Here is a 19,468-nt window from a genome sequence, read left to right on the forward strand (position 1 = left end):
ACAGCGGTCCGGCCCCCTAACGCGGGACCTGCCCCCGATTCGACAAGGGGTCAGCAAGATCAGGAAAGCCGACTCCGACCCGCATCACCCAGTTGGTCGCTAGCCAAAATGCGCCGGAGCGGGTAAGTGAAAATGCTCCAAAACTGTAGGATAAGTATGAGTACGCCAATGCCAATTTTCGCCGCCGAAACGACGGTATCCGCCGAGGAATTTCGGACCTTGTTATTGGCGTCGGGGCTGGGTGTGCGCCGGCCCGTGGATGACTTGGTCCGTCTTGACGCGATGCTTCGCAACGCCAATGTGGTCTTGACGGCCAGAATCGACGGCGTCCTCGTCGGCATTGCAAGAGCCGTGATCGATTTTGTGTTTTGTTGCTACCTGTCGGACTTGGTGGTCCATGAAAACGCCCAGCGACAAGGCATTGGGGCACGGCTGATCGAAGAGGTCCGCTAACATCTGGGGCCTGGCGTGAGCATCATTCTCAATTCCGTCCCGGAGTCGGTGGGGTTCTATGAGCGCTCCACGCTGTCGCCGCTTCTCAATTGCTTTTGGCATCGACGCGAGCATTGACGGGATCGCCCTGCTGCCAACAAGGGCGTGTCGCCGTTCCCTATCTCAAAGCCCGGCAGGCCCTGAGGCTCAGTCCGGCTTTGTTGAGTAGTATTTATAAGAAAAGTGCCGTTTTCTCATATCCACTGTGCGGGAGTAGCTATTTATTTAATAGCAAATTATATCCCGCACGGTCTCACAATTCGCTTAAACCGCTTCCAGCGCCAGCAGCTCGGCCACGGTCTGTTTGCGCCGAATCAGACGGGGCTGGCCCTGCTCGACCAGCACCTCGGGAATCAAAGGGCGGGAGTTGTAGTTGGAGGACATGGAGGCACCGTAAGCACCGGTGTCGTGAATCACCACCAAATCCCCCACGTTCGCCGCAGGCAGCGGGCGTTGCAGCACCACGCCGCCTTCGCCCTGCGTGAACACATCCCCCGACTCGCACAGCGGACCGGCGACCACGGTGTCTTTGAAGGCGCCGGTGACGTCTTGCCCACTGGCTGTGATGACGCTCATGCCGTGAAAGCTGCCGTACATCGAGGGGCGCATCAGGTCGCTAAAGCCGGCGTCAACCATCACAAAGTGGTTGTTGCCCATGTCTTTGGTGGCGCGCACTTCAGTTACCAGCACGCCGGATTCGGCCACGAGGTAGCGGCCGGGCTCCAACTCCAAAGTCACGGGGTGGCCCAACAAGGTGGCGACTTCTTGGCGCGCGGTGTCCCACAAAGCAAAGTAGTGCGCGGTGTCGATAATGGGCTCGTCTGCCTGGTAAGGAATGGACAAACCGCCGCCGGCCGAGATGGCTTGCAGGTCCATGCCCAGCGTGGCCACGGTTTTGACCAGCGCCACCATGGCGCCGCACACCTCTTGCAGGTGCGAGTAATCCACGCCCGAGCCAATGTGCATGTGCAGGCCCAGCAGGGTCAGGCCATTGGCCCTGACTTTGGTGCAGGCCGTGGGCAGGTCGGTGTGCCAGATGCCGTGCTTGCTGTGCTCGCCACCGGTGTTGGTTTTGTTGCTGTGGCCGTGGCCAAAGCCGGGGTTGATGCGCAGCCACACGGGGTGGCCGGGCTTGACCTGGCCGATTTGATCCAACATGTCCATGGAGCCGCAGTTCACGGGAATGCCCAGCTCGGTGACGCGGGCCAGTGTGGCACGGTCCATCACGTCCGCTGTGAACACAATCTCGTAGTGGCCGTTGTGCAGGCCCGGCAGATAACCCGCAGCCAGTGCGCGCTCGATCTCGCCTAGGGACACGGCGTCCACCTTCACGCCTTGGGCGCGCATGAGCCTCAGGATGTGGGTGTTGGAGTTGGCTTTTTGCGCAAAACGCACGACGTCAAACTGGCGCAGGGCGCTGATCTGGCGCTCGATGACGGCAGCGTCGTAAACCCACAGGGGTGTACCGTGTTGTTGGGCGAGTTGGGACAGGGTGGTGGGGCTGAAGGGGTTCATAGGTCGATCATGCCCACACATATCAATTCAAGCAATGCCATTTTTGTGTGTCATGTATTCAGGTTGGATATAGTTTGCGCATGATCAGCGCCCCCGCCAGCCCACCTTTGCTCACCCACCGCCAGCTCAGCATGTTTCGCGCGATCATGGTGCAGGGCAACCTCAGCCGCGCCGCCGAGGTCTGCCACAGCTCCCAGCCCACGTTGAGCCGTGAACTGGCGCGGTTGGAGCAGTTGCTGGGCTTTGACTTGTTTGACCGCCTGCGCGGGCGACTGCGCCCCACCGTGCGCGCGCTGGCGTTGATGCAGGAGGTGGAGCGCTCGTTCGTCGGGTTGGAGCACATTGCCACCCGCGCGCAGGAGTTGCGCACCTTGACCACGGGGCGCTTGCAACTGGCCTGCCTGCCCGCGCTCGCCCATGCGATGGTCCCCGGCGCCTTGGTGCACTTTGCCCAGGCCTTGCCCGACGCGGCGGTGAGCGTGTGTCCGCTGGAGTCACCTTGGCTGGAGCAGGCCCTGAGCGAGCAGCGTTTTGATGTGGGCTTGAGCGAAACCACGCAGGCGCCCACAGGGGTTGAACTGCTGCCGCTGCTGCAAGTGAACGAAGTCGCCGTGCTGCCCGCCGGGCACCCGTTGTGCCAGAAAGCCGTTCTGCAGCCCGTCGATTTTGCAAACGAGCGCTTCGTGAGCCTGGCCGAGGGCGACCCCTACCGCGCCGCCATTGACGCCATGTTTGCCAGCGCCGGCGTGCAGCGCACCGGTTGGCTGGAAACCACCAGTGCCGTCGCCGTGTGCGCCATGGTGCAACAAGGCCTGGGTGTGGCCATCGTCAACCCGCTCACCGCAGCGGCCATGGCCGGGCCCAATCTGATGGTTCGACCTCTCAGCGTGGCCATCCCTTTCAACGTGAGCCTGCTGCTACCCAGTGTGGCCGCCCCTCACCCCCTGCGCGGCCAATTGGTAACAGCCTTGGAGCAAGGGTGCCGCCAACTGCTGCGTAATCAATAGCGGCTCACGCTGAATGGATGAGGCCGGACGGAAATTTGTTGAGTTAATTATTGCGCCATTGCAAATGAGAGTCGTTCTCATTATGGTAGCCTCATACATTGTTGAATCGATTCCCGCAGCCAGCTTTTGCCAGCTAATTCCGCGTCAAGCGGCCGGTGCTTTTCCTCGCCCGGTGCCGCTTCTTCCTGGAGGTCTGCCATGTGTTACCACACCCCAAGCCTTGAGTTCGCCGCCGAATCCGGCTCTGGCGACACCGCCGTCACCCCTGTTATGCCCGCAGCGCCCCATGCCCGGGGTTCTCGCCGCCGGCGCCTGTGGGAGTTTGAGAACCATGCCTTCTGCCCCATGATTGGCGTCTGCCTGCCCATGGGAGACTTGCGCCTACTGGTGAACAATGTGGTGGGCGGGCAAACGATGGCGCAAGACTATGAGCTGCACTGTGGCGTGATTACCGAGTGCAAGCAGCGTTCCCCCTTGTCCAACGCGGTGCAGCGTGAATTGGACCAACGTTATGTGTTGCCGCTGCGCCAGTCCGCTTTGTGCAAAACCACCGAAGCGTTGGCTGTGTGGTGGAAAGAGCAGGCTGACTTGGAACTCAGCGGTGCCTTGTGGGCCACGTTGACCCATGCCCGTTGCACGTTGGAGCTGGAGAATCGAGTGCTGGCCGAGGTGCACATGATGCAGCACCAGGTGGGCGTCGCCCGGCGCGTGGCTGTGAAACGCTTTGAAGCCCTACTGGACGAAAACACCACGTTGGCCCGGGAATTGGCCCAGGCCCAACAGCGCTGCACCCGCCTGGCCGAAGAGCAGGCACGTTCCGCGGGCGAGCAGCAAGTGCAGGTGATGCAGCTGCGGGCGCAGCTGATTGCTCGCCAGTCCTTGGAGTTGGCGCTACGCGAGGACTTGCAGACGTTGGAGGCCACAGCCCCTGATTTACGCAGCCGTGTTGAACTGGCCCGCGTGACGCAGCAGCAAACCGAGAAAATTCACACCTTGGAGCGCGCGCTGCTGATTGCTCAGCAAGACAAAGAGCGCCGTACCCGCCAGCTCGAAGTACAAGCCGCAGCACTCGCCCGCCAGGAGTCCCATCAGGCGGCGCAAGTCAGCCCAACGCCGGAGTTGCCAGTTCGACTGGACGACCGCTCTGTGTTGTGTGTGGGCGGCCGCCCCGCCAGCGTGCCACTGTACCGGCACATTGTGGAAGGCGCCGGCGGGCGCTTTCTGCACCACGATGGCGGCGACGAAGAAAGCGTGGCGCGACTCGACGCCACACTGGCCGCCGCCGACCTCGTCATCTGCCAGACCGGCTGCATCAGCCACAACGCTTATTGGCGGGTGAAAGACTATTGCAAGCGCACCGGCAAGCAGTGCGTGTTTGTCGAAAACCCGGGCACCGCCTGCCTGAAGCGGGCGCTGTCTACTCTGCAACCGTTCATCCCGCTGGTGGGGATGCCGGCGGTTTGAGTCAGTGCTTGTTTTGATGTATTCAAGCAGACTCTGGCGATTGATTGGTATGGGGGTATAGCTATTCAAATCATAGTGACGACGGGGCACAGAAGTCGCCCGCAGGGGGAGCGTAGACCAGAGCGGCAAAGCGCGTAGACTGGCCGGAGTTCGTCCTTGTTGCACGGGTTGAGGGTGGATGGCGCACGACGTCCGACAGTGTTGTCCGAGGCGACGAGGATGGTCGGGATGGAGATCTTAGTCATTAGCGGTAAGTCCGCTGCTGACCCTGTCCTGCCAGTCCTCCATCCAACCGGGAAAATCGGCAGCCGGCATCGGACGGGCGATGAAATAGCCCTGAGCCAGATCACATCCGGTGCGGCGCAGGAAATTCCAGTCGGCCCGGTCTTCGACCCCTTCGGCCACGACTTCAATTCCCAATTGTCTTGCCAGACCCAGACTGGCGTCGTACATCGCCCGCAATGTCTCATTGGTCCAGGCACTGTGTACGAAGCTCTGGTCGATCTTGAGTTCGTCAAAGGGAAGATCGTGCAACTGGGTCAGGGAAGAATGCCCGGTGCCAAAATCGTCGATCGAGAGCCGAAAGCGCTTCAGGCGCAGCCGGGTCAGGATTTCAAGTGGGGCGCGCAGATCCTGCATCAACCGGCTTTCGGTCACTTCCAGCACCAGCCCCTGCGGCGGCACGCCTGCCTGGGCCGCGAGCCCGGCAACGAAATCCGGGAAATCCAGAGACGTCAGGCTGACCATAGACAGGTTGACGGCCACCCGCAACACCCATCCCGCGTCCTGCCAGACCTTGGCCTGGGCCAGCGCGCCGGTCAGCACCACCCGGGTCAGGACGTCAATCAGGCCGTGCGCTTCCGCCACGCCAATAAACTGGTCGGGGAACACCATTCCGTCCTGGGGGTGACGCCAGCGCACCAGGGTCTCCACGCCCACGACCTCACCTGTGGCGACCACCACCTTGGGCTGGTAGTAATTGACCAGCTCGCCGTTGGCTATGGCGGCACGCAGCTCGTCCGCGCCGTAAACTTTCTTCACCGCACCATCGGGGGGGCGGTGAGAAAGGTGTCCACTTTTCCAGCAGTGCGTACAGCGCCTCCGGCTTGACCAGCTTGCGCAGATACCCGAGCACCGAGATGTTATGCATCTGCACCAGCTTTTCGGCTGCCTGCAACATACGCTCATCCTCACCGCTGATCAAGATGAGACTGCCGCTATAGAGCCGTTCGACCAGGTGGCGCACGAACTCGAGCCCGTCCATCTCGGGCATGTTGAGATCCAGCAGGATCAGGTCTGGCGGTTCGGTCGAACTATCAAGCCAAGCCAGCGCGGTGCGCCCATTGTCGCAGCTTGTCACCTGGGTGAACCCCAGATTGGCCAGCAAGCGGCACATCAGCTTGAGCATGAAGGGCTCGTCGTCGAGCATCAGAATTCTGATTGCAGATTTTTTACCATGATCTTCTGCATTTATCTTTTCGTACCCCGAAAGCCACGCTCACAGCGAACCCAGATAGTCATCCACAGCGGCCATTTCCGCCTCGAAGCGGGGCAGCAGCACAGTCAATGCTTCGACCTGGCCGGTATTGCCGGCCTGTTCCATCGCCTCGCACAGCTCGGCCAGTGCCAGCGCGCCTACTGTGCGGGCCGATGACTTGAGTTTATGGGCCGCAGCGCCGCTAGCCCTTACCTGACCCGCCGCGCAGGCGCTGCGCAGTTCCGCTGCTATCCCGGTCGCGCTGAGCCGAAAGTCGTGCAGGAGCTCACTGATCATCGCCGAATCATCGCCCACCAGCGCCTTGAGCACGCTCACGTCCACCGGTACGGATAGCACAGCCGCCAGAGTAGTTGGTGCGCTTGGCGCTGCAAGGGCTGGCATAGTTTCGACTGACATAAGCTCTACTGGTATCGATTCGGCAGCCAGTGGCATCCATTTTTTCAACATGGCTCTCAGGTCCGTGAGATGCGCCGGTTTGCTCAGGTAGCCGTCCATCCCGGCGGCGCGGCAATTCTCGGCCTCGCCCTTTAGGGCGTTGGCGGTCAGCGCGATGATCGGCATGCGCCGCTTGCCGCCTTCAACGCTGCGGATGGACTGGCTGAGCTCATAGCCGTCCATTTTCGGCATGTGCAGGTCGGTCAGCAGCAGCGCGTAGTCGCCGCTCTGCCAGCGCTTCAGCGCCGCGCGGCCGTCGCCGGCGACATCTGCCGTGTAACCGAGCAAACCCAACTGGAGCAGGATCACTTTCTGGTTGGTCTCGTTGTCTTCGGCTACCAGGATCAGGCGGCCCTGCTGCAGGGCCTGCGCGCGCGACGGCGGCTGCGCTAACAGCTTCGGTTTTCCCCCGACCTTGCCGGGCAGTGGCGTTTCTGTTTCTTCTTCTTGTCCCTCCTTCTCCCGCCCGGCGGCGAGTGCCACTGCCCGCAGGAAGGACTGGCGATTCATGACATCGCCGTCCATGGTGACGAGGTCCGCCGTTTGGACGCGGCCCTGCCGACGCCGTCCACGGCCGATGACGACAAAGCGGGGCTCTATGCCGGGCTGATGGTGCCCGTGCTCAAGCAACACGAAACGCGGGTCCAGGCTGAGTCGGGCGCGGCAGGCCGCGCGCAATTCCTCGAGCGGTGGCGTATCGTGCCCGGCGTCGATGATGAATAAGCACAGGCCGGGCGTCAGCGTGCCTATCAGTTTGCAGGCTGCCTCCAGGCTCAGTGCCCGCTCGACGTGCGCGCCGCCGTAGCGCAGATAGGTGGCCATATCTTCGCCCAGCTCCTGCGTGTTGCCCAGCACCAGGCAGGAAAGCCCACTGAGATCGACCCGCTTGCCGGCGGCGATGGGCTGCTCCGGCAGCGGCTCAAACGGCAGGCGCACGGTAAAGGTAGCGCCCTTGCCCAGCGCGCTTTGCACCGCGATTTCGCCACCCATGAGATTCACCAATTGGCGAGAAATGACCAGCCCCAGCCCGGTGCCGCCAAAGCGCCGGGTTGTGGATGCGTCGGCCTGGGTGAAGGAGCTGAAGAGCCGCGCCTGGGTCTCCTCATCGATGCCGATGCCGTTGTCGGCCACCTGAAACTCCACCGTCACCTTTTGATCAGGCTCAAGACTGGCCAGGTTCGAGTTTCTCCCAGCCAGCACGGCCCGCACCGACACCCGGCCCGGTCGCCGCTGCCCACTAGAGAACTTGATGGCGTTGCTGACGAGGTTGACCAGCACCTGACGCAGGCGCAGGGCATCGCCCAGGACGGCTTCGGGAATCGCCGTATCGATGAACAGGGTGAGCTCCACCCCTTTCTTTGCGGCCAGGTTGTCCAGCAGCCCGCAGGCCTTCTCCAGCACGTCGGCCACCGGCATCGGCGCGTGCTCGACCTCCAGTCTGCCCGCCTCGATCTTGGAGAAGTCGAGAATGTCTTCGATGATGGCCAGCAGGGAATACGCCGATTCACGGATGAGATCGACCATCTCCACCTGGCGGCCCTGCAGGCCGGTCTGGTGCAGCACGTCGATCATGCCGATGACGCCGTTCATGGGGGTGCGAATCTCGTGGCTCATGGTGGAGAGAAAGGCCGACTTGGCGATGCTGGCCTGCTCGGCCACCGAACTCGCCTCGCGCAGTTGCATGGTTATTTTTTCCAGTGCTAGCCGCTCTCGCTGGTCGCGCTTATGTTGCATGGCCAATAGAGCCGATACGATCAGAAGAAAAATCAGTTGGAAGGCGGTGAGGCCAATAATCAGGTTGATTTGGTCCAGCGCGGTTATTGACTGCCGCTCAAGACGATATGAAACCTCAGTATTGGTAGCCATGCTCAGTGCCTGTACCTCAGGTCCCAAGGCGTTAAAATCTGTCAGTAAACTTGCCAATTCCGCTGACACCCATGGCGTCTTGGCCAAGATGACGTCGGCTCGCAGAGCCAGGCGTTCCAGCGCCGGCAACGCGATCAGGTATTCCGGGCGGTGGGTCACTTCAAGCATGCTCGGGCTATCTCGGAGCAAAGTCAGTCGGCTCAAAAGCAGGTCGTAGCGCAGGCTTAGGGTGTCTCGGTCAGGCGGAGTGTGGTGGGTAACGGCGCTGTTAAGTACCTGGCGAAAACGTAAAAACTCCCGCTCGAACTGAAAGGTGAGTGACATGACCGAATCTAAATGCAGGCGATCATTTTGTTGAATCACCTGTTTTTGATTCCACTCAAAAACCAGTAACACCGCCATGCCAATAGCCACAATGGCCGTACCCAAGGCCAGCCAACTCAAGTAACTTAGTTTTTTGATATGACTCACTATGGCTCGTTTATTGAATCGTCATCGACTTGAGTTGCCAGGCGGAACGCTCGTAATACACCACTGAGCGAAGCTCCGCCGTGGTGTCATACGGATAGACGATGAATAAAGGCCCTTTGGTTTTGACAGGAATGGCCTCCCCATTCATCTCGTGGGCCAGAATAACGTCAAACTTTTGCGCATCGGCAAATGGGATGCTGGTTTGGTAGTCGTTAAGAGCCGCTGCCTTGATAGTGACTCCATTGGCCTTGGCTGCCGCCAAAACATCCCGTAACAAGGGTCCGGTGAACTTGATGGGTTGCTTGTCCCACGGCGTCATGGTGGTAAAGGTTTGCTGTGGCAGTTTGGCAAGCATGGGCAGGTCAAAGACAGCCGCATTCGGGGTATTTTTTTCTCCCACCTTGCCCGAGATGGTCAATATTACTTTCTCTGAAGGTGGCTCCAATGCAGCTACCGGAAGAGAAAGCAGTAATACAGAAAGAAATGCGGCAATCGGTCGGGTCATTGGATTCATAGAAACCTCATGGGTAGGAGTAGTTGATGGATGCTGGAGCGGAGGTTGGCGCATTCTGCATCTTATGCGGCGCGCGTCAAGGTAGTTGCCGCCTAATTTACGCAGCCAACGACTGAATAAGCTTTTTCGCAACGTGCTCGGCAATGACGGAGTCACGTTCCGGGTTGAGGGTGACTGGGCCAATGAGATTCCAGTTGCGGGTATGGCGTGCCCAGCGCGCTGGATGACGCTCCTTTGCCTCGTTGTACAGCACATGTCGGGCAGCCAGAATGGCATGGTCTTGACCGGTATGGCGCTGAGCCGGTGACACATAGCGAATACCACTATGGCGGTGTTCGACGTTGTACCAATGCACGAAGCCAGCGGCCCAAGTGCGTGTTGCCTCCAAATCGACAAAGCCCTTGGCTGGGAACTCAGGTCGGTACTTGGCCGTGCGAAACAGCGACTCGGCATAGGCGTTGTCATCACTCACCCTTGGGCGTGAGCACGACGGTTTGACACCCAACCAGTTGAGCATAGCCAGCACCGTGGTGGCCTTGAGCGTGGAGCCGTTGTCGCCTTGCAATACCGGCTTGTCAGTCAGGGTTGCTATGCCCTCGGCCAATGCCGTTCGCCGTACCAGGTGAACCGCATGATCGGAGTGGTCGCTGTCATGCACCTCCCCGCTCACGATCTTGCGCCTGTACAGATCCAGAATCAAGTACAGGTGAAACCAGCGGCCAATTACCGTCGCCGGCAAGTAGGTCATGTCCCAACACCAGACCTGGCGTGCGGTCGTGGCGATGTGGGTGCTCGGCGGGCGTCTGGCTTTGGGTGCCTTGGCTCGGCCTCGGTGTGCTGTTTGCCCGTGGCCCGCGCAACACCCGTGCAAACGTGGACTCGCTGGCCAGGTACACACCCTCATCGGCCAGCATGGGCACGATGCGTGCCGGTGGCACGGCGCAAAAGCGCGGTTCGTTGGCCACGCTCAGTAATTCGGTTCGCTCATCAGCGCTCAAGGTATGGTTTGGCATCGCGCGCACAACTGAGGGTCTGCCATCCCCCTTGGTCGTGCCCTCATGTGCTTTCCACCGTTGAAGGGTGCGTGCGTCTATAACAATCGCGAATGAAAATGCAGGTTTTTGAATGATCTGAAAATTATCGGCAAATCGGGTGGTGAGTGACTTGGCAAGTTTGCTCCAACGTTTGAGGAAAAAGTCTCTTATGGTCAAGGCAAAGACCTTTTCATCTGCGAAGTAAACGTTGTCACGGACCTGATCATTCATCACCTTCCAAGTCCGCTCAATCAGGTTAAGGTTGGGCGAACAAGGGGGAAGATGACGCAGTTTGATGCCCCAGGCGGGCGGCTACGATCTGCGTGGCCTTGCTGACGCAATACGAGCCTTGGTCCAGAATGATGTGCAGCGTGGAAAACCTGGTTCGAGGATAACTTCGGCGCAGCCGCACGAAGTGTTCGGTCAAGGTTTCTGAATTGACCGTCTCTGCAAATGTCGTGACCAGTTTGAGTGTCTGTGCATTGAGGGTTCCGATCACGTTGACCCGTTTTTTTTCAGCCGTTGTAGCAATGATCTTTCTCTCGCCTTTGATCGACCAACCTTAGCCCAATTTGGTGGCCCTGGTGGGGTGTGCGGCATCCAGGAAAAGGACGACTTCCCCCTCGGGTAAGCCGTCTTTGAGGCCGTGGTATGTATCGATGAATTCGGCTTGAGACAGCGGGCAAGCCTTGGCCGGTGCAGGGTCGCTTTTCTTGAAGGAGAAGCGGTTGCGATTGAGCCAATCCGTCATGCCAGAGATGGAGAACTGAATACTAAAAAGGCTCTTGACTTTTTCGACTGCGGTTTGGTCAGTTGGCACATCGAAAGTGGCCAAAATGGCACGCAACCTGGCGGCCTGGTCCTGGGTTAATTTGCCTTCGGATCCGTCACTTGATCCGCCTGTTTTGTCGTTGTCGAAGTAGTCTTTCAGATGTCTGCGGGCTGTCTGCTCGTCGATGAAGAAAAACTTGGCTATCTCGACAAAAATCTCCCCTTGCTGTTGGAAGGCCTGCGTCAAAGCGTTGCGGGTGCCCTGGACTCCGCACCCGACGAGGTTGTGCTCACCCGAGGCGCCACAGAAAGCATGCTGGCGCTGATCAGTGGTTACCGGCATCTAAAGCGCGGGGACACGGTTTTGTACTGCGACCTGGATTACCCCGCGATGCGCCACGCTATCGAATGGTTGCGCGAGCGTCGGGGTGTGACACCAGTGCGGTTGAGCTTGCCCGAGCCCGCCACGCGTGACGCGGTGATGGAAACCTATGCCCGCGCGCTGCGCGACCACCCCGGCACGAAACTGGTGTTGCTGACTCACCTGAGCCACAGCACCGGGCTGGTGCTGCCGTTGGCAGAGTTGGCCGATTTGGCACGGGCTGCGGGCGCGGAAGTCATCTTGGGCGCACCGCTGGGTTGCGGTTGCTTGTACATCCGGCGCGGGCACGTCACCTCAATCGATCGATACTTTGGTGATCGGGATTTCACTGATAGCGACATACGCGCACGCATTCACACCGGTTCCCCCAACTTTGTGGCCTGGTTGACGCTGCCCGCCGCGTTGCAACTGCACCAGCGCATTGGCGTGCAGGCCAAGGCAGCTCGCTTGCTTCACCTGCGCAATTACTGGGTGAATCAGGTGTGCGCCTTGGCGCACATCGAGGTGTTGACACCGGATGACCCGCGCTCAGTGGCAGGTATCACCTCGTTTCGGGTCAAGGGCCAAACCAGCGCGGTCGACAATGACGCCATCGTGGCCACGCTGCGCGACCAGCATGACGTTTTCACCGTGCGCCGGGACGGGCCCAGCGCAGGTGACGGTGTGCGCGTGACGCCCGCTATCACCACTACGCATGCGGATCTGGACCGCCTGATGGGTGGTGTGCGGGCGCTTCCGGCCTGACTCAGATGTGCAAAGCCTGGCCCAGTGCCCGCAGCGCGGCTTCCTGCACGGCTTCACCCAGCGTCGGGTGGGCGTGAATGGTGCCGGCCACGTCTTCCAGTGTGGCGCCCATCTCAATTGAATGCGAGAACGCGGTGCTCAGCTCGGACACGCCAGCGCCCACGGCTTGCCAACCCACGATGAGGTGGTTGTTGCGCCGCGCCACCACGCGCACAAAGCCGTCGGTGGACTCCAGCGTCATGGCGCGACCATTGGCCGCGAACGGAAAGCTGGCCGTGATGCATTCCAGTCCCGCCTGATGGGCTTGCCCGGGTGACAGGCCCGCCACCACCACTTCGGGGTCGGTGAAGCACACGGCAGCAATTGCATTCGGCGCAAAGTGATGTCGCTGGCCGGCAATGATTTCGGCCACCATCTAGCCCTGCGCCATGGCGCGGTGGGCCAGCATGGGCTCACCGGTCAAGTCACCAATGGCCCAGACGTTGCGCGTGGAGGTGCGGCACTGGTCGTCCACCTTCACGGCGCGCCCCTGCATGGCCAGCATCAAGCCTTCCAGACCCCAGCCGTGGGTGCGTGGCACGCGGCCAATGGCCACCAATACCTGGTTGGCGGGCAACTCGCTCTCCATCCCGGTGCCGTTCAGCACGCGCACGGCATCGCCAGTCGCGTTCAGGCCTTGCACCTTGCTGCCCAGCAGCATGTGAATGCCCAGCTGGCGCAGAGATGCCGCCACGGGCTTCACCAGTTCCTCGTCGTACTGAGGCAGTACGCGGTCTTGTGCTTCCACCACCGTTACATCAGCGCCGAGCTTGCGGTACACCGTACCCAGCTCCAGCCCAATGTAGCCGCCGCCCACTACCACCATGCGCTGTGGGATTGATGTGGGTGACAGGGCTTGCGTAGATGAGATGACGCGCTCGCCAAACGGCATATCAGGCAAACCCATTTCCACCGAACCCGTGGCCAGCAGCAGGTGCTCGCACTGAATGCGCAGCGGCTCGCTGTTGTCGCCGTCCAGATGCACATCCACCGTTTTTCCGTCCACCACTTGGGCCCAGCCTTTGACGACCTTGACGCCGTTCTTCTTGAGAAGGGCACCGACGCCGCCCGTGAGTCGCGCCACGATACCGTCTTTCCAGCGCACGGTTTGGGCCACGTCAATGCGGGCCGCCTCCACATGAATGCCCAAGGTGTGGTCGCCCATGTAGCGGTGCGCCTGGTGGTAGGCGTGGGCCGCGTGAATCAGCGCTTTGGACGGAATGCAGCCAATGTTCAGGCAGGTGCCGCCCACCGTGTCGCCCTCGACCAGCGTGGTGGCAATGCCCAGTTGTGCCGCTCGAATTGCGGCCACATAGCCGCCAGGCCCGCCGCCAATGATGAGCAGGGTGGTGGGTTGGATTTCCATGCCTTACATCACGAACAGCGTGGCCGGACACTCCAGATAGCCACGTATCAATTGAACAAACTCGGCCGCATGCAGGCCGTCCACCACGCGGTGGTCAAAGCTGGATGAGAGGTTCATCATCAGCCGTGCTACCACGGCGCCGTTGCGAATCATGGGCCGTTCGACCATGCGGTTGACGCCCACAATCGCCACCTCGGGGTGGTTGATGACGGGGGTGGTCAGGATGCCGCCCAAAGCGCCCAGGCTGGTGATGGTGATGGTCGAGCCACTCAGCTCGTCGCGCGTGGCCTTGCCGCTGCGGGCGGCTTCAGCCAGACGCGTGACTTCAGCCGCACAGGCCCACAGGTCGCGGGTCTCGGCGTGGCGCACCACGGGCACCATCAAGCCGGCTTCACTTTGCGTGGCGATGCCCAGATGCACCGCACCAAATTGCGTCGCCACGGCGGCTTCGTCGTCGTAACGCGCATTGATTTGCGGAAATTGGCGTACCGCCAGAATCAGGGCGCGCATGACAAAAGGCAGCATGGTCAGGCGGCCACGCGTTTTGCCATGCTGGGCATTGAGCTTGGCGCGAAGGGCTTCCAGCTCGGTCACGTCCACCTCTTCGACATAAGCAAAGTGAGGAATGCGGCGCTTGGACTCTTGCATCTTCTGCGCAATCTTGCGGCGCAGGCCAATCACAGGCACGGCCTGTTCGTCATTGCGCTCGGCATAGCGTTGGTCCGCTTGAGTGGCGGCCGCGCCCTGGCCAGCTCGTGCGGAAAAGGCATCCAAATCGTCGTGCGTGATGCGGCCAGCCGTGCCGGTGCCCGGCACAAATTGCAACTCCACGCCCAAGTCCCAGGCGCGCCGGCGCACGGCGGGCGAGGCGATGGGTTTGTCGCCCAACTGGCGGGCGTGCGGCGCCGAAGCGGCCGGCGCATTTTCACGGCGGGTGGGAGCGGGTGGCGAGGGGGGCGCAGCTGGCGTCGCTTGTGCAACTGGAGCCGCAGCCGCAGCCGCAGCCGCAGCGGGCGAGGGCGCCACAGCGCTGTCTTTCACATTGCCCGCGCCTTCCACCTCAATGCGAATCACCTCCGAGCCCACGGCCATGACCTGGCCCACGGTGCCACCCAAGGACAGCACTTTGCCCGCCACCGAGGACGGGATTTCGACCGTGGCTTTGTCGGTCATGACATCGGCCAGAATTTGATCCTCGGCCACCAGGTCGCCCACCTTCACGTGCCAGGCGACCAGCTCCACCTCGGCAATGCCTTCACCAATGTCTGGCATCTTGATTGTGTGAATACCCATCATGTCTCCATCGTGCGTTTGAGCGCTTCTGCGACCCGTTTCGGGCCAGGAAAATAAGCCCACTCCTGGGCATGGGGATACGGTGTGTCCCAACCGGCGACGCGCTCAATCGGCGCCTCCAGGTGGTAGAAACAATGTTCCTGAATCAGCGCGATCAGTTCCGCGCCAAATCCGCTGGTGCGGGTGGCTTCGTGCACCACCACGCAGCGCCCGGTTTTCTTGACCGAGGCGACGATGGTCTCCAGGTCCAGCGGCCAGATGCTGCGCAGGTCGATGATCTCGGCGTCCACCCCGCTCTCTTGGGCGGCGGCTTCGGCCACGTAGACCATGGTGCCGTAGGCAATCACGGTGAGCGCCTTGCCGGGGCGGGTGATGGCGGCTTTGTCCAGCGGCACGGTGTAGTAGCCCTCGGGCACCATGCCCATGGGGTGTTTCGACCAAGGCACCACCGGCTTGTCATGGTGGCCGTCAAACGGGCCGTTGTACAAGCGTTTTGGCTCCAGAAAAATCACCGGGTCGTCATTCTCAATCGACGCAATCAGCAAGCCCTTGGCGTCATATGGGTTGGAGGGCATCACGGTGCGCAGGCCACACACCTGGGTGAACATGGCCTCCGGGCTTTGGCTGTGGGTTTGTCCGCCGTAAATGCCGCCACCGCAAGGCATGCGAATCGTCATGGGGCAGGTGAAGTCGCCGGCCGAGCGGTAGCGCAGGCGCGCGGCCTCCGAGACGATCTGGTCACTGGCGGGGTAGAAGTAATCCGCAAACTGGATTTCCACCACGGGCCGCAAACCGTAAGCCCCCATGCCCACCGCCGTGCCCACAATGCCGCCTTCAGAGATGGGGGCGTCAAACACGCGCGAACTGCCGTACTTCTTTTGCAGGCCCTCGGTGCAGCGAAACACGCCGCCGAAGTAGCCCACGTCCTGGCCATAGACGACCACGTTGTCGTCTCGCTCCAGCATCACATCCATGGCCGAGCGCAGCGCCTGGATCATGGTCATAGAAGATGTGGCCCCCACGCTTGTCGCTGCGTGTACTGCGCTGCCCCCCGAGGGGGCTGAACTTGCTCGGGGCGACCCTTCGCGGCGTTCGCTGTCATTTGCGTTGTCATATTGATTGTTCATGGTTAGATCCCCAGTTCCTGGCGTTGGCGACGCAGGTGTTCTGGCATCTCCTTGTAAACATCTTCAAACATTTCGGCCGGGCTGCGCATGTGGCCGTCGGCCATGGAGCCATATTTCTCCGCCTCTTTTTGGGCAGCGGCGACTTCGGCCTCCAGCTCTTTCTGCGTCGCTTCATGTTCAGCGTCAGACCAGATGCCCAGGCCAATCAAATGCTGCTTCATGCGTAGGATGGGGTCACCCAGCGGAAAACGGGCCGTGTCATTGGACGGGCGGTATTTGCTGGGGTCGTCCGAGGTGGAGTGCGGCCCGGCGCGGTAAGTCACCCACTCAATCAGGGTGGGGCCGAGGTTGCTGCGCGCCCGCTCCAGCGCCCATTGAGAGGCGGCGTAGGCAGCGAGGAAGTCATTGCCATCGACGCGCAGGGAGGCAATGCCGCTGCCCACGCCGCGCGCGGCAAAGGTGGTTCCTTCACCGCCGGCAATGGCCTGAAAGGTGGAAATGGCCCACTGGTTGTTCACCACATTGAGAATGACCGGCGCCCGGTACACATGCGCAAAGGTCAGACCAGTGTGAAAGTCAGCCTCGGCCGTCGCGCCGTCGCCGATCCAGCTCGACGCCACCTTGGTGTCGCCCTTGATAGCCGAGGCCATGGCCCAACCCACCGCCTGAATCACTTGAGTGGCGAGGTTGCCAGAGATCGAGAAAAAGCCCTGCTTTTTGCTGGAGTACATGACGGGGAGTTGGCGGCCTTTGAGCGGGTCGTGCTGGTTGGAGTACAGCTGGCAAATCATTTCCACCAAGGACACATCGTCGCGCGCCAGCAGCAGGCCTTGCTGGCGGTAGGTGGGAAAGCACATGTCGCCGTCAGTCAAGGCCATGGCATGGGCGCAGGCAATGGCTTCTTCACCCAGGCACTGCATGTAGAACGACATCTTTTCTTGCCGCTGCGCAATCAACATGCGGGCATCAAACGCGCGGGTCTTGAGCATGGCGCGCATACCCCGGCGAAGCTGATCGTTGCTAAGCTGCGGCGCCCACGGGCCGGCGGCGTGGCCGTGCTCGTCAAGCACGCGAATCAGCGTGAAGGTCAGGTCTTGGGTTTGGGCCGCCTGCACATCCACCGGCGGGCGAGGTACCTCGCCTGCAGCGGACAGGGGGAGGTAGGAAAAGTCTGTGTCATGACCTGGTCGCCCGGTGGGCTCAGGGACGTGCAGACGTAGGGGGGCATGCTGGGGCATCGGCATCTCTCCTGGCAAGTTTGTGTCTTGCATCGGAATACGTTGGAACAGGGTTCATGACACAGCGGATCACCGCGCAGGAACCGGACAATGCGGCAAAGTTTGCGGGATCGCCGCGGACCTTGCTTACAACAAGCATACCGGATGCCATTGGCGTTGCTCAAGGGGAAATCCCGATGTTGTCAGGCTTGGGCTGCGGCGAACTGGCCTGCGGATGCCAGAAACAATGAGCTCAAGTGGAGCCAGATGCACTGTGGGAAAACACAAATCAGCGCAGAAAGAAGCGTCAATCCATGGTCGCGATATACCGGGTTTTCTGACTCAGGTGCCCGCGCTGGTTGGCTCCGGCGGAATCATGCATCGGTGAGGTGCTGGCAAGGGCGCTACTCTCGTCTTTGCGGGCTACAAAACTGCGCAGCAGTTTGACTTCTGGATGCCGGTGTTGTTGTCCCGCCTCGTTGAGGCAGTCTTTCATAGACGCTCAAAACTGCTTGTTGAAGTTCTGCAATTGGCATAACCAACCGGCGCGACGCCCACAGACTCAGCAGCAGGGCCCGCAAAAAGGCACTACTGGCCACGCCAAGAAACTTCTGATGGCCTTGGCGCAGGGGGCTCGCTTCCTCTTGCGACATTTGCACACGGACCAGCCCGAAGGTCAGTCTAACGGACCGGGTGCGACGGTCCAACTTGGTTGCCCATCCGTTGCTGCAGCGGCAACCATCCCCAACGAGGAACGACTATGTCGTCAATTTTTATGAGGAGTGGTGGCCGATATGCTGCTTTGCGTCTGGCTTTGCGAGGCGATCGGTGAGAAGTCTGGTGTCGCTGCCTCTATTGGCGCTGGACCCCCATCAGGATCACTATCAGCGGGCTCTCTTGAAGCGAGCACCAGCAGGTGAATGAAATGCAGCTTCGTCACCGCCTCGTGGGGCAAGGCAAAGGGGTAGAAGTCATGTTGACCCATGGCGCGTGACATGCCGTTGAGCATCATCGTCAGCAGGGTCCAGCGATTCAGAAAGGCCAGGAAACGCTCGGAGTCCGGGTGCTCGCACTGGTACAACCAGTCAGCGGTGAACGGGGTAAATTCAATCAGGCTGCTGTCAATCGTCAGGCCAAAGCTTTGTGCCGAGTCCACGGTATCAACCATGTGCATGTAGTGCGCCCAGCATTCTGCCCAGTCCTCCCAGGGGTGAATGCTGGCATAAGCACTGACAAAATGCTGCGGCCAGTCGGGGCGGGGCCCGTTTTCGTAGCTCTCTTTCAGGCTTGCGGCGTAGTCCTGGTTTTCGTCCCCAAACAAGGCACGAAACTTCTCCAGCCAAGGGGTGTCCCAGACCAGACGGTCCCAGTAGTAATGTCCAATTTCGTGCCGAAAATGCCCAACCAACGTGCGATAAGGCTCATTCATGGCCTGGCGCGCGGCCTCGCGGTGGGCATGGTCAGCCTCGGCAATATTCAGGGTGATCAAGCCGTCGTTGTGACCTGTCATGACGTGCGGGCCCTTGGACTCGGAGCGCAAAAAGTCAAACATTACACCGCGCTTGGTGTCCTCAGTTTCGCGCGAGGCCACGGGCAGGCCCATCACGAGCAGGGCCGATATCAGGCGCCGTTTGGCCAGCTCGACCCGGCCCCAGAGTTCACCGTTGTCAAGGTGCTTGGGGTCAGCGAGATCAGGAATGGTGCGGTTCAGGCGACAAGCCCGGCACAGACCCTGATGCTTGGGTTCCAGGCTGGACGGCACCAGCCAGTTGCAGGCAGCCGGCGTGTGCAGGTTGGCGCAGCGTCGATAGGTTGGGCCGTCGTCGTCCCAGAGGGTCCACGTATCCGATTTTTCAACGGGCTTCAACGGCAAGAGCCGGGCCTTTTCAGGGTGGTAGCCCAGTGGCGTACAACATGCTAAGCAAGTGCTGTTTCTGAAAAAAATCGGCCCACCACACTGGCAGAGGTAAGTACGGACTGCCTGCCCTAAGGCTGCATTAGTGAGGGATGGTGTGGTGTTGGTGGACAAAGTGGTCTCTCAGGCGGCCTATGCTCAGGCCAGGGGACGGGCAGGGGCGGGCCTGCAAAGGCGCGAAGTGTGCCACAGCGATCGCCGGGGCGGACGAAGTTTTAGGCGATCAACTGCGGTTGTAGGCGAAAAGTGCCTGTGTCCACCGTAAATATTGCGGATCAAGCTATAAATAGCGTAGCAAATGAGATGGGTCTGCTGCGT

17 protein-coding genes and 2 pseudogenes are annotated in these 19,468 nt (G+C 60.8%); 5 read left to right on the forward strand and 14 right to left on the reverse strand.

Annotation, left to right across the window (positions count from 1 at the left end):
- The first annotated feature begins 168 nt into the window (after positions 1–168).
- The gene (locus J8G15_RS16465) at positions 169–453 is read left to right on the forward strand and encodes a GNAT family N-acetyltransferase (protein WP_210543468.1); all 285 of its coding nucleotides are present in this window, start codon (positions 169–171) and stop codon (positions 451–453) included.
- A gap of 303 nt (positions 454–756) precedes the next feature.
- On the opposite strand, the gene lysA is transcribed toward J8G15_RS16465, so the two are convergent.
- Positions 757–2,007, reverse strand: a complete 1,251-nt coding sequence (lysA, locus tag J8G15_RS16470; protein ID WP_210543470.1) for a diaminopimelate decarboxylase — start codon at positions 2,005–2,007, stop codon at positions 757–759.
- Positions 2,008–2,087: 80 nt separating this feature from the next.
- Here lysA and J8G15_RS16475 point away from each other — a divergent pair, with 80 nt between their 5' ends.
- Both J8G15_RS16475 and J8G15_RS16480 read left to right on the forward strand, forming a co-directional pair.
- Positions 2,088–3,014: a LysR family transcriptional regulator gene (locus J8G15_RS16475; protein WP_210543472.1), complete on the forward strand. Its 927-nt coding sequence runs from the start codon at positions 2,088–2,090 to the stop codon at positions 3,012–3,014.
- A 198-nt stretch (positions 3,015–3,212) separates the two neighbouring features.
- The gene (locus J8G15_RS16480) at positions 3,213–4,478 is read left to right on the forward strand and encodes a DUF2325 domain-containing protein (RefSeq protein WP_210543473.1); all 1,266 of its coding nucleotides are present in this window, start codon (positions 3,213–3,215) and stop codon (positions 4,476–4,478) included.
- A gap of 237 nt (positions 4,479–4,715) precedes the next feature.
- Here the strand turns inward: J8G15_RS16480 and J8G15_RS16485 are convergent, their stop codons facing one another.
- The 7 genes and pseudogenes from J8G15_RS16485 to J8G15_RS16515 form a co-directional block, all read right to left on the reverse strand.
- A complete protein-coding gene (locus tag J8G15_RS16485; RefSeq protein ID WP_240538340.1) occupies positions 4,716–5,519 on the reverse strand; it encodes an EAL domain-containing protein in 804 nt (267 codons plus the stop codon).
- On the reverse strand, positions 5,422–5,907 hold the full coding sequence (locus J8G15_RS21675) for a response regulator (RefSeq protein ID WP_240538341.1): 486 nt from the start codon (positions 5,905–5,907) through the stop codon (positions 5,422–5,424). Before J8G15_RS21675 ends, J8G15_RS16485 begins: the two co-directional genes overlap by 98 nt.
- Positions 5,908–5,976: 69 nt before the next feature.
- Entirely contained in the window at positions 5,977–8,748 is a 2,772-nt protein-coding gene (locus tag J8G15_RS16490) for a hybrid sensor histidine kinase/response regulator (RefSeq protein WP_210543475.1), read from the reverse strand.
- A gap of 10 nt (positions 8,749–8,758) precedes the next feature.
- On the reverse strand, positions 8,759–9,262 hold the full coding sequence (locus J8G15_RS16495) for a molybdopterin-dependent oxidoreductase (RefSeq protein ID WP_240538342.1): 504 nt from the start codon (positions 9,260–9,262) through the stop codon (positions 8,759–8,761).
- Positions 9,263–9,359: 97 nt separating this feature from the next.
- Positions 9,360–10,356: pseudogene (locus tag J8G15_RS16500) on the reverse strand (transposase); the annotation flags it as partial.
- Between the two features lie 196 nt (positions 10,357–10,552).
- Positions 10,553–10,849, reverse strand: coding sequence for a transposase (locus tag J8G15_RS16510; RefSeq protein WP_210547632.1), 297 nt, complete (start codon positions 10,847–10,849; stop codon positions 10,553–10,555).
- 9 nt (positions 10,850–10,858) lie between these two features.
- A complete protein-coding gene (locus tag J8G15_RS16515; protein ID WP_210543481.1) occupies positions 10,859–11,314 on the reverse strand; it encodes a winged helix-turn-helix domain-containing protein in 456 nt (151 codons plus the stop codon).
- Here J8G15_RS16515 and J8G15_RS16520 point away from each other — a divergent pair.
- On the forward strand, positions 11,291–12,193 hold the full coding sequence (locus tag J8G15_RS16520) for an aminotransferase class V-fold PLP-dependent enzyme (protein WP_210543482.1): 903 nt from the start codon (positions 11,291–11,293) through the stop codon (positions 12,191–12,193). The two genes, J8G15_RS16515 and J8G15_RS16520, sit on opposite strands and share 24 nt — an antisense overlap.
- A gap of 1 nt (position 12,194) precedes the next feature.
- On the opposite strand, the pseudogene lpdA reads toward J8G15_RS16520, so the two are convergent.
- The 4 genes and pseudogenes from lpdA to J8G15_RS16540 form a co-directional block, all read right to left on the reverse strand.
- Positions 12,195–13,598 (reverse strand): annotated as a pseudogene (gene lpdA / locus J8G15_RS16525) (dihydrolipoyl dehydrogenase).
- Between the two features lie 3 nt (positions 13,599–13,601).
- Entirely contained in the window at positions 13,602–14,891 is a 1,290-nt protein-coding gene (locus J8G15_RS16530) for a dihydrolipoamide acetyltransferase family protein (RefSeq protein ID WP_210543483.1), read from the reverse strand.
- Positions 14,891–15,895 carry an alpha-ketoacid dehydrogenase subunit beta gene (locus J8G15_RS16535; RefSeq protein ID WP_210543484.1) on the reverse strand — a complete coding sequence of 335 codons (1,005 nt, stop codon included), beginning with the start codon at positions 15,893–15,895 and terminating at the stop codon, positions 14,891–14,893. The genes J8G15_RS16530 and J8G15_RS16535 overlap by 1 nt, the downstream gene beginning before the upstream one ends.
- A 125-nt stretch (positions 15,896–16,020) precedes the next feature.
- The gene (locus J8G15_RS16540) at positions 16,021–17,256 is read right to left on the reverse strand and encodes a 3-methyl-2-oxobutanoate dehydrogenase (2-methylpropanoyl-transferring) subunit alpha (protein ID WP_210543485.1); all 1,236 of its coding nucleotides are present in this window, start codon (positions 17,254–17,256) and stop codon (positions 16,021–16,023) included.
- A 56-nt stretch (positions 17,257–17,312) separates the two neighbouring features.
- Between J8G15_RS16540 and J8G15_RS16545 the strand changes: the two genes are divergently transcribed.
- Positions 17,313–17,486 (forward strand): hypothetical protein, encoded by a 174-nt coding sequence (locus J8G15_RS16545; protein WP_210543486.1) that lies wholly within the window; start codon positions 17,313–17,315, stop codon positions 17,484–17,486.
- Between the two features lie 56 nt (positions 17,487–17,542).
- Here the strand turns inward: J8G15_RS16545 and J8G15_RS16550 are convergent, their stop codons facing one another.
- A complete protein-coding gene (locus J8G15_RS16550) occupies positions 17,543–17,731 on the reverse strand; it encodes a hypothetical protein (protein ID WP_210543487.1) in 189 nt (62 codons plus the stop codon).
- Between the two features lie 270 nt (positions 17,732–18,001).
- On the reverse strand, positions 18,002–19,264 hold the full coding sequence (locus J8G15_RS16555) for a putative zinc-binding metallopeptidase (protein ID WP_210543489.1): 1,263 nt from the start codon (positions 19,262–19,264) through the stop codon (positions 18,002–18,004).
- Between the last annotated feature and the right edge of the window lie 204 nt (positions 19,265–19,468).

The sequence above is a fragment of the Rhodoferax sp. PAMC 29310 genome (assembly GCF_017948265.1).
In the GTDB taxonomy this organism is placed as follows: domain Bacteria; phylum Pseudomonadota; class Gammaproteobacteria; order Burkholderiales; family Burkholderiaceae_C; genus Rhodoferax.

Coding starts and splice junctions, on each gene's coding strand:
- J8G15_RS16475 (WP_210543472.1), top strand. CDS start 2,088: ATGATCAGCGCCCCCGCCAGCCCACCTTTGCTCACCCACCGCCAGCTC.
- J8G15_RS16535 (WP_210543484.1), bottom strand. CDS start 15,895: ATGACCATGATCCAGGCGCTGCGCTCGGCCATGGATGTGATGCTGGAG.
- J8G15_RS16465 (WP_210543468.1), top strand. CDS start 169: ATGCCAATTTTCGCCGCCGAAACGACGGTATCCGCCGAGGAATTTCGG.
- J8G15_RS16540 (WP_210543485.1), bottom strand. CDS start 17,256: ATGCCCCAGCATGCCCCCCTACGTCTGCACGTCCCTGAGCCCACCGGG.
- J8G15_RS16480 (WP_210543473.1), top strand. CDS start 3,213: ATGTGTTACCACACCCCAAGCCTTGAGTTCGCCGCCGAATCCGGCTCT.
- J8G15_RS16545 (WP_210543486.1), top strand. CDS start 17,313: ATGACACAGCGGATCACCGCGCAGGAACCGGACAATGCGGCAAAGTTT.
- J8G15_RS16495 (WP_240538342.1), bottom strand. CDS start 9,262: ATGAATCCAATGACCCGACCGATTGCCGCATTTCTTTCTGTATTACTG.
- J8G15_RS16530 (WP_210543483.1), bottom strand. CDS start 14,891: ATGGGTATTCACACAATCAAGATGCCAGACATTGGTGAAGGCATTGCC.
- lysA (WP_210543470.1), bottom strand. CDS start 2,007: ATGAACCCCTTCAGCCCCACCACCCTGTCCCAACTCGCCCAACAACAC.
- J8G15_RS16550 (WP_210543487.1), bottom strand. CDS start 17,731: ATGAAAGACTGCCTCAACGAGGCGGGACAACAACACCGGCATCCAGAA.
- J8G15_RS21675 (WP_240538341.1), bottom strand. CDS start 5,907: ATGCTCGACGACGAGCCCTTCATGCTCAAGCTGATGTGCCGCTTGCTG.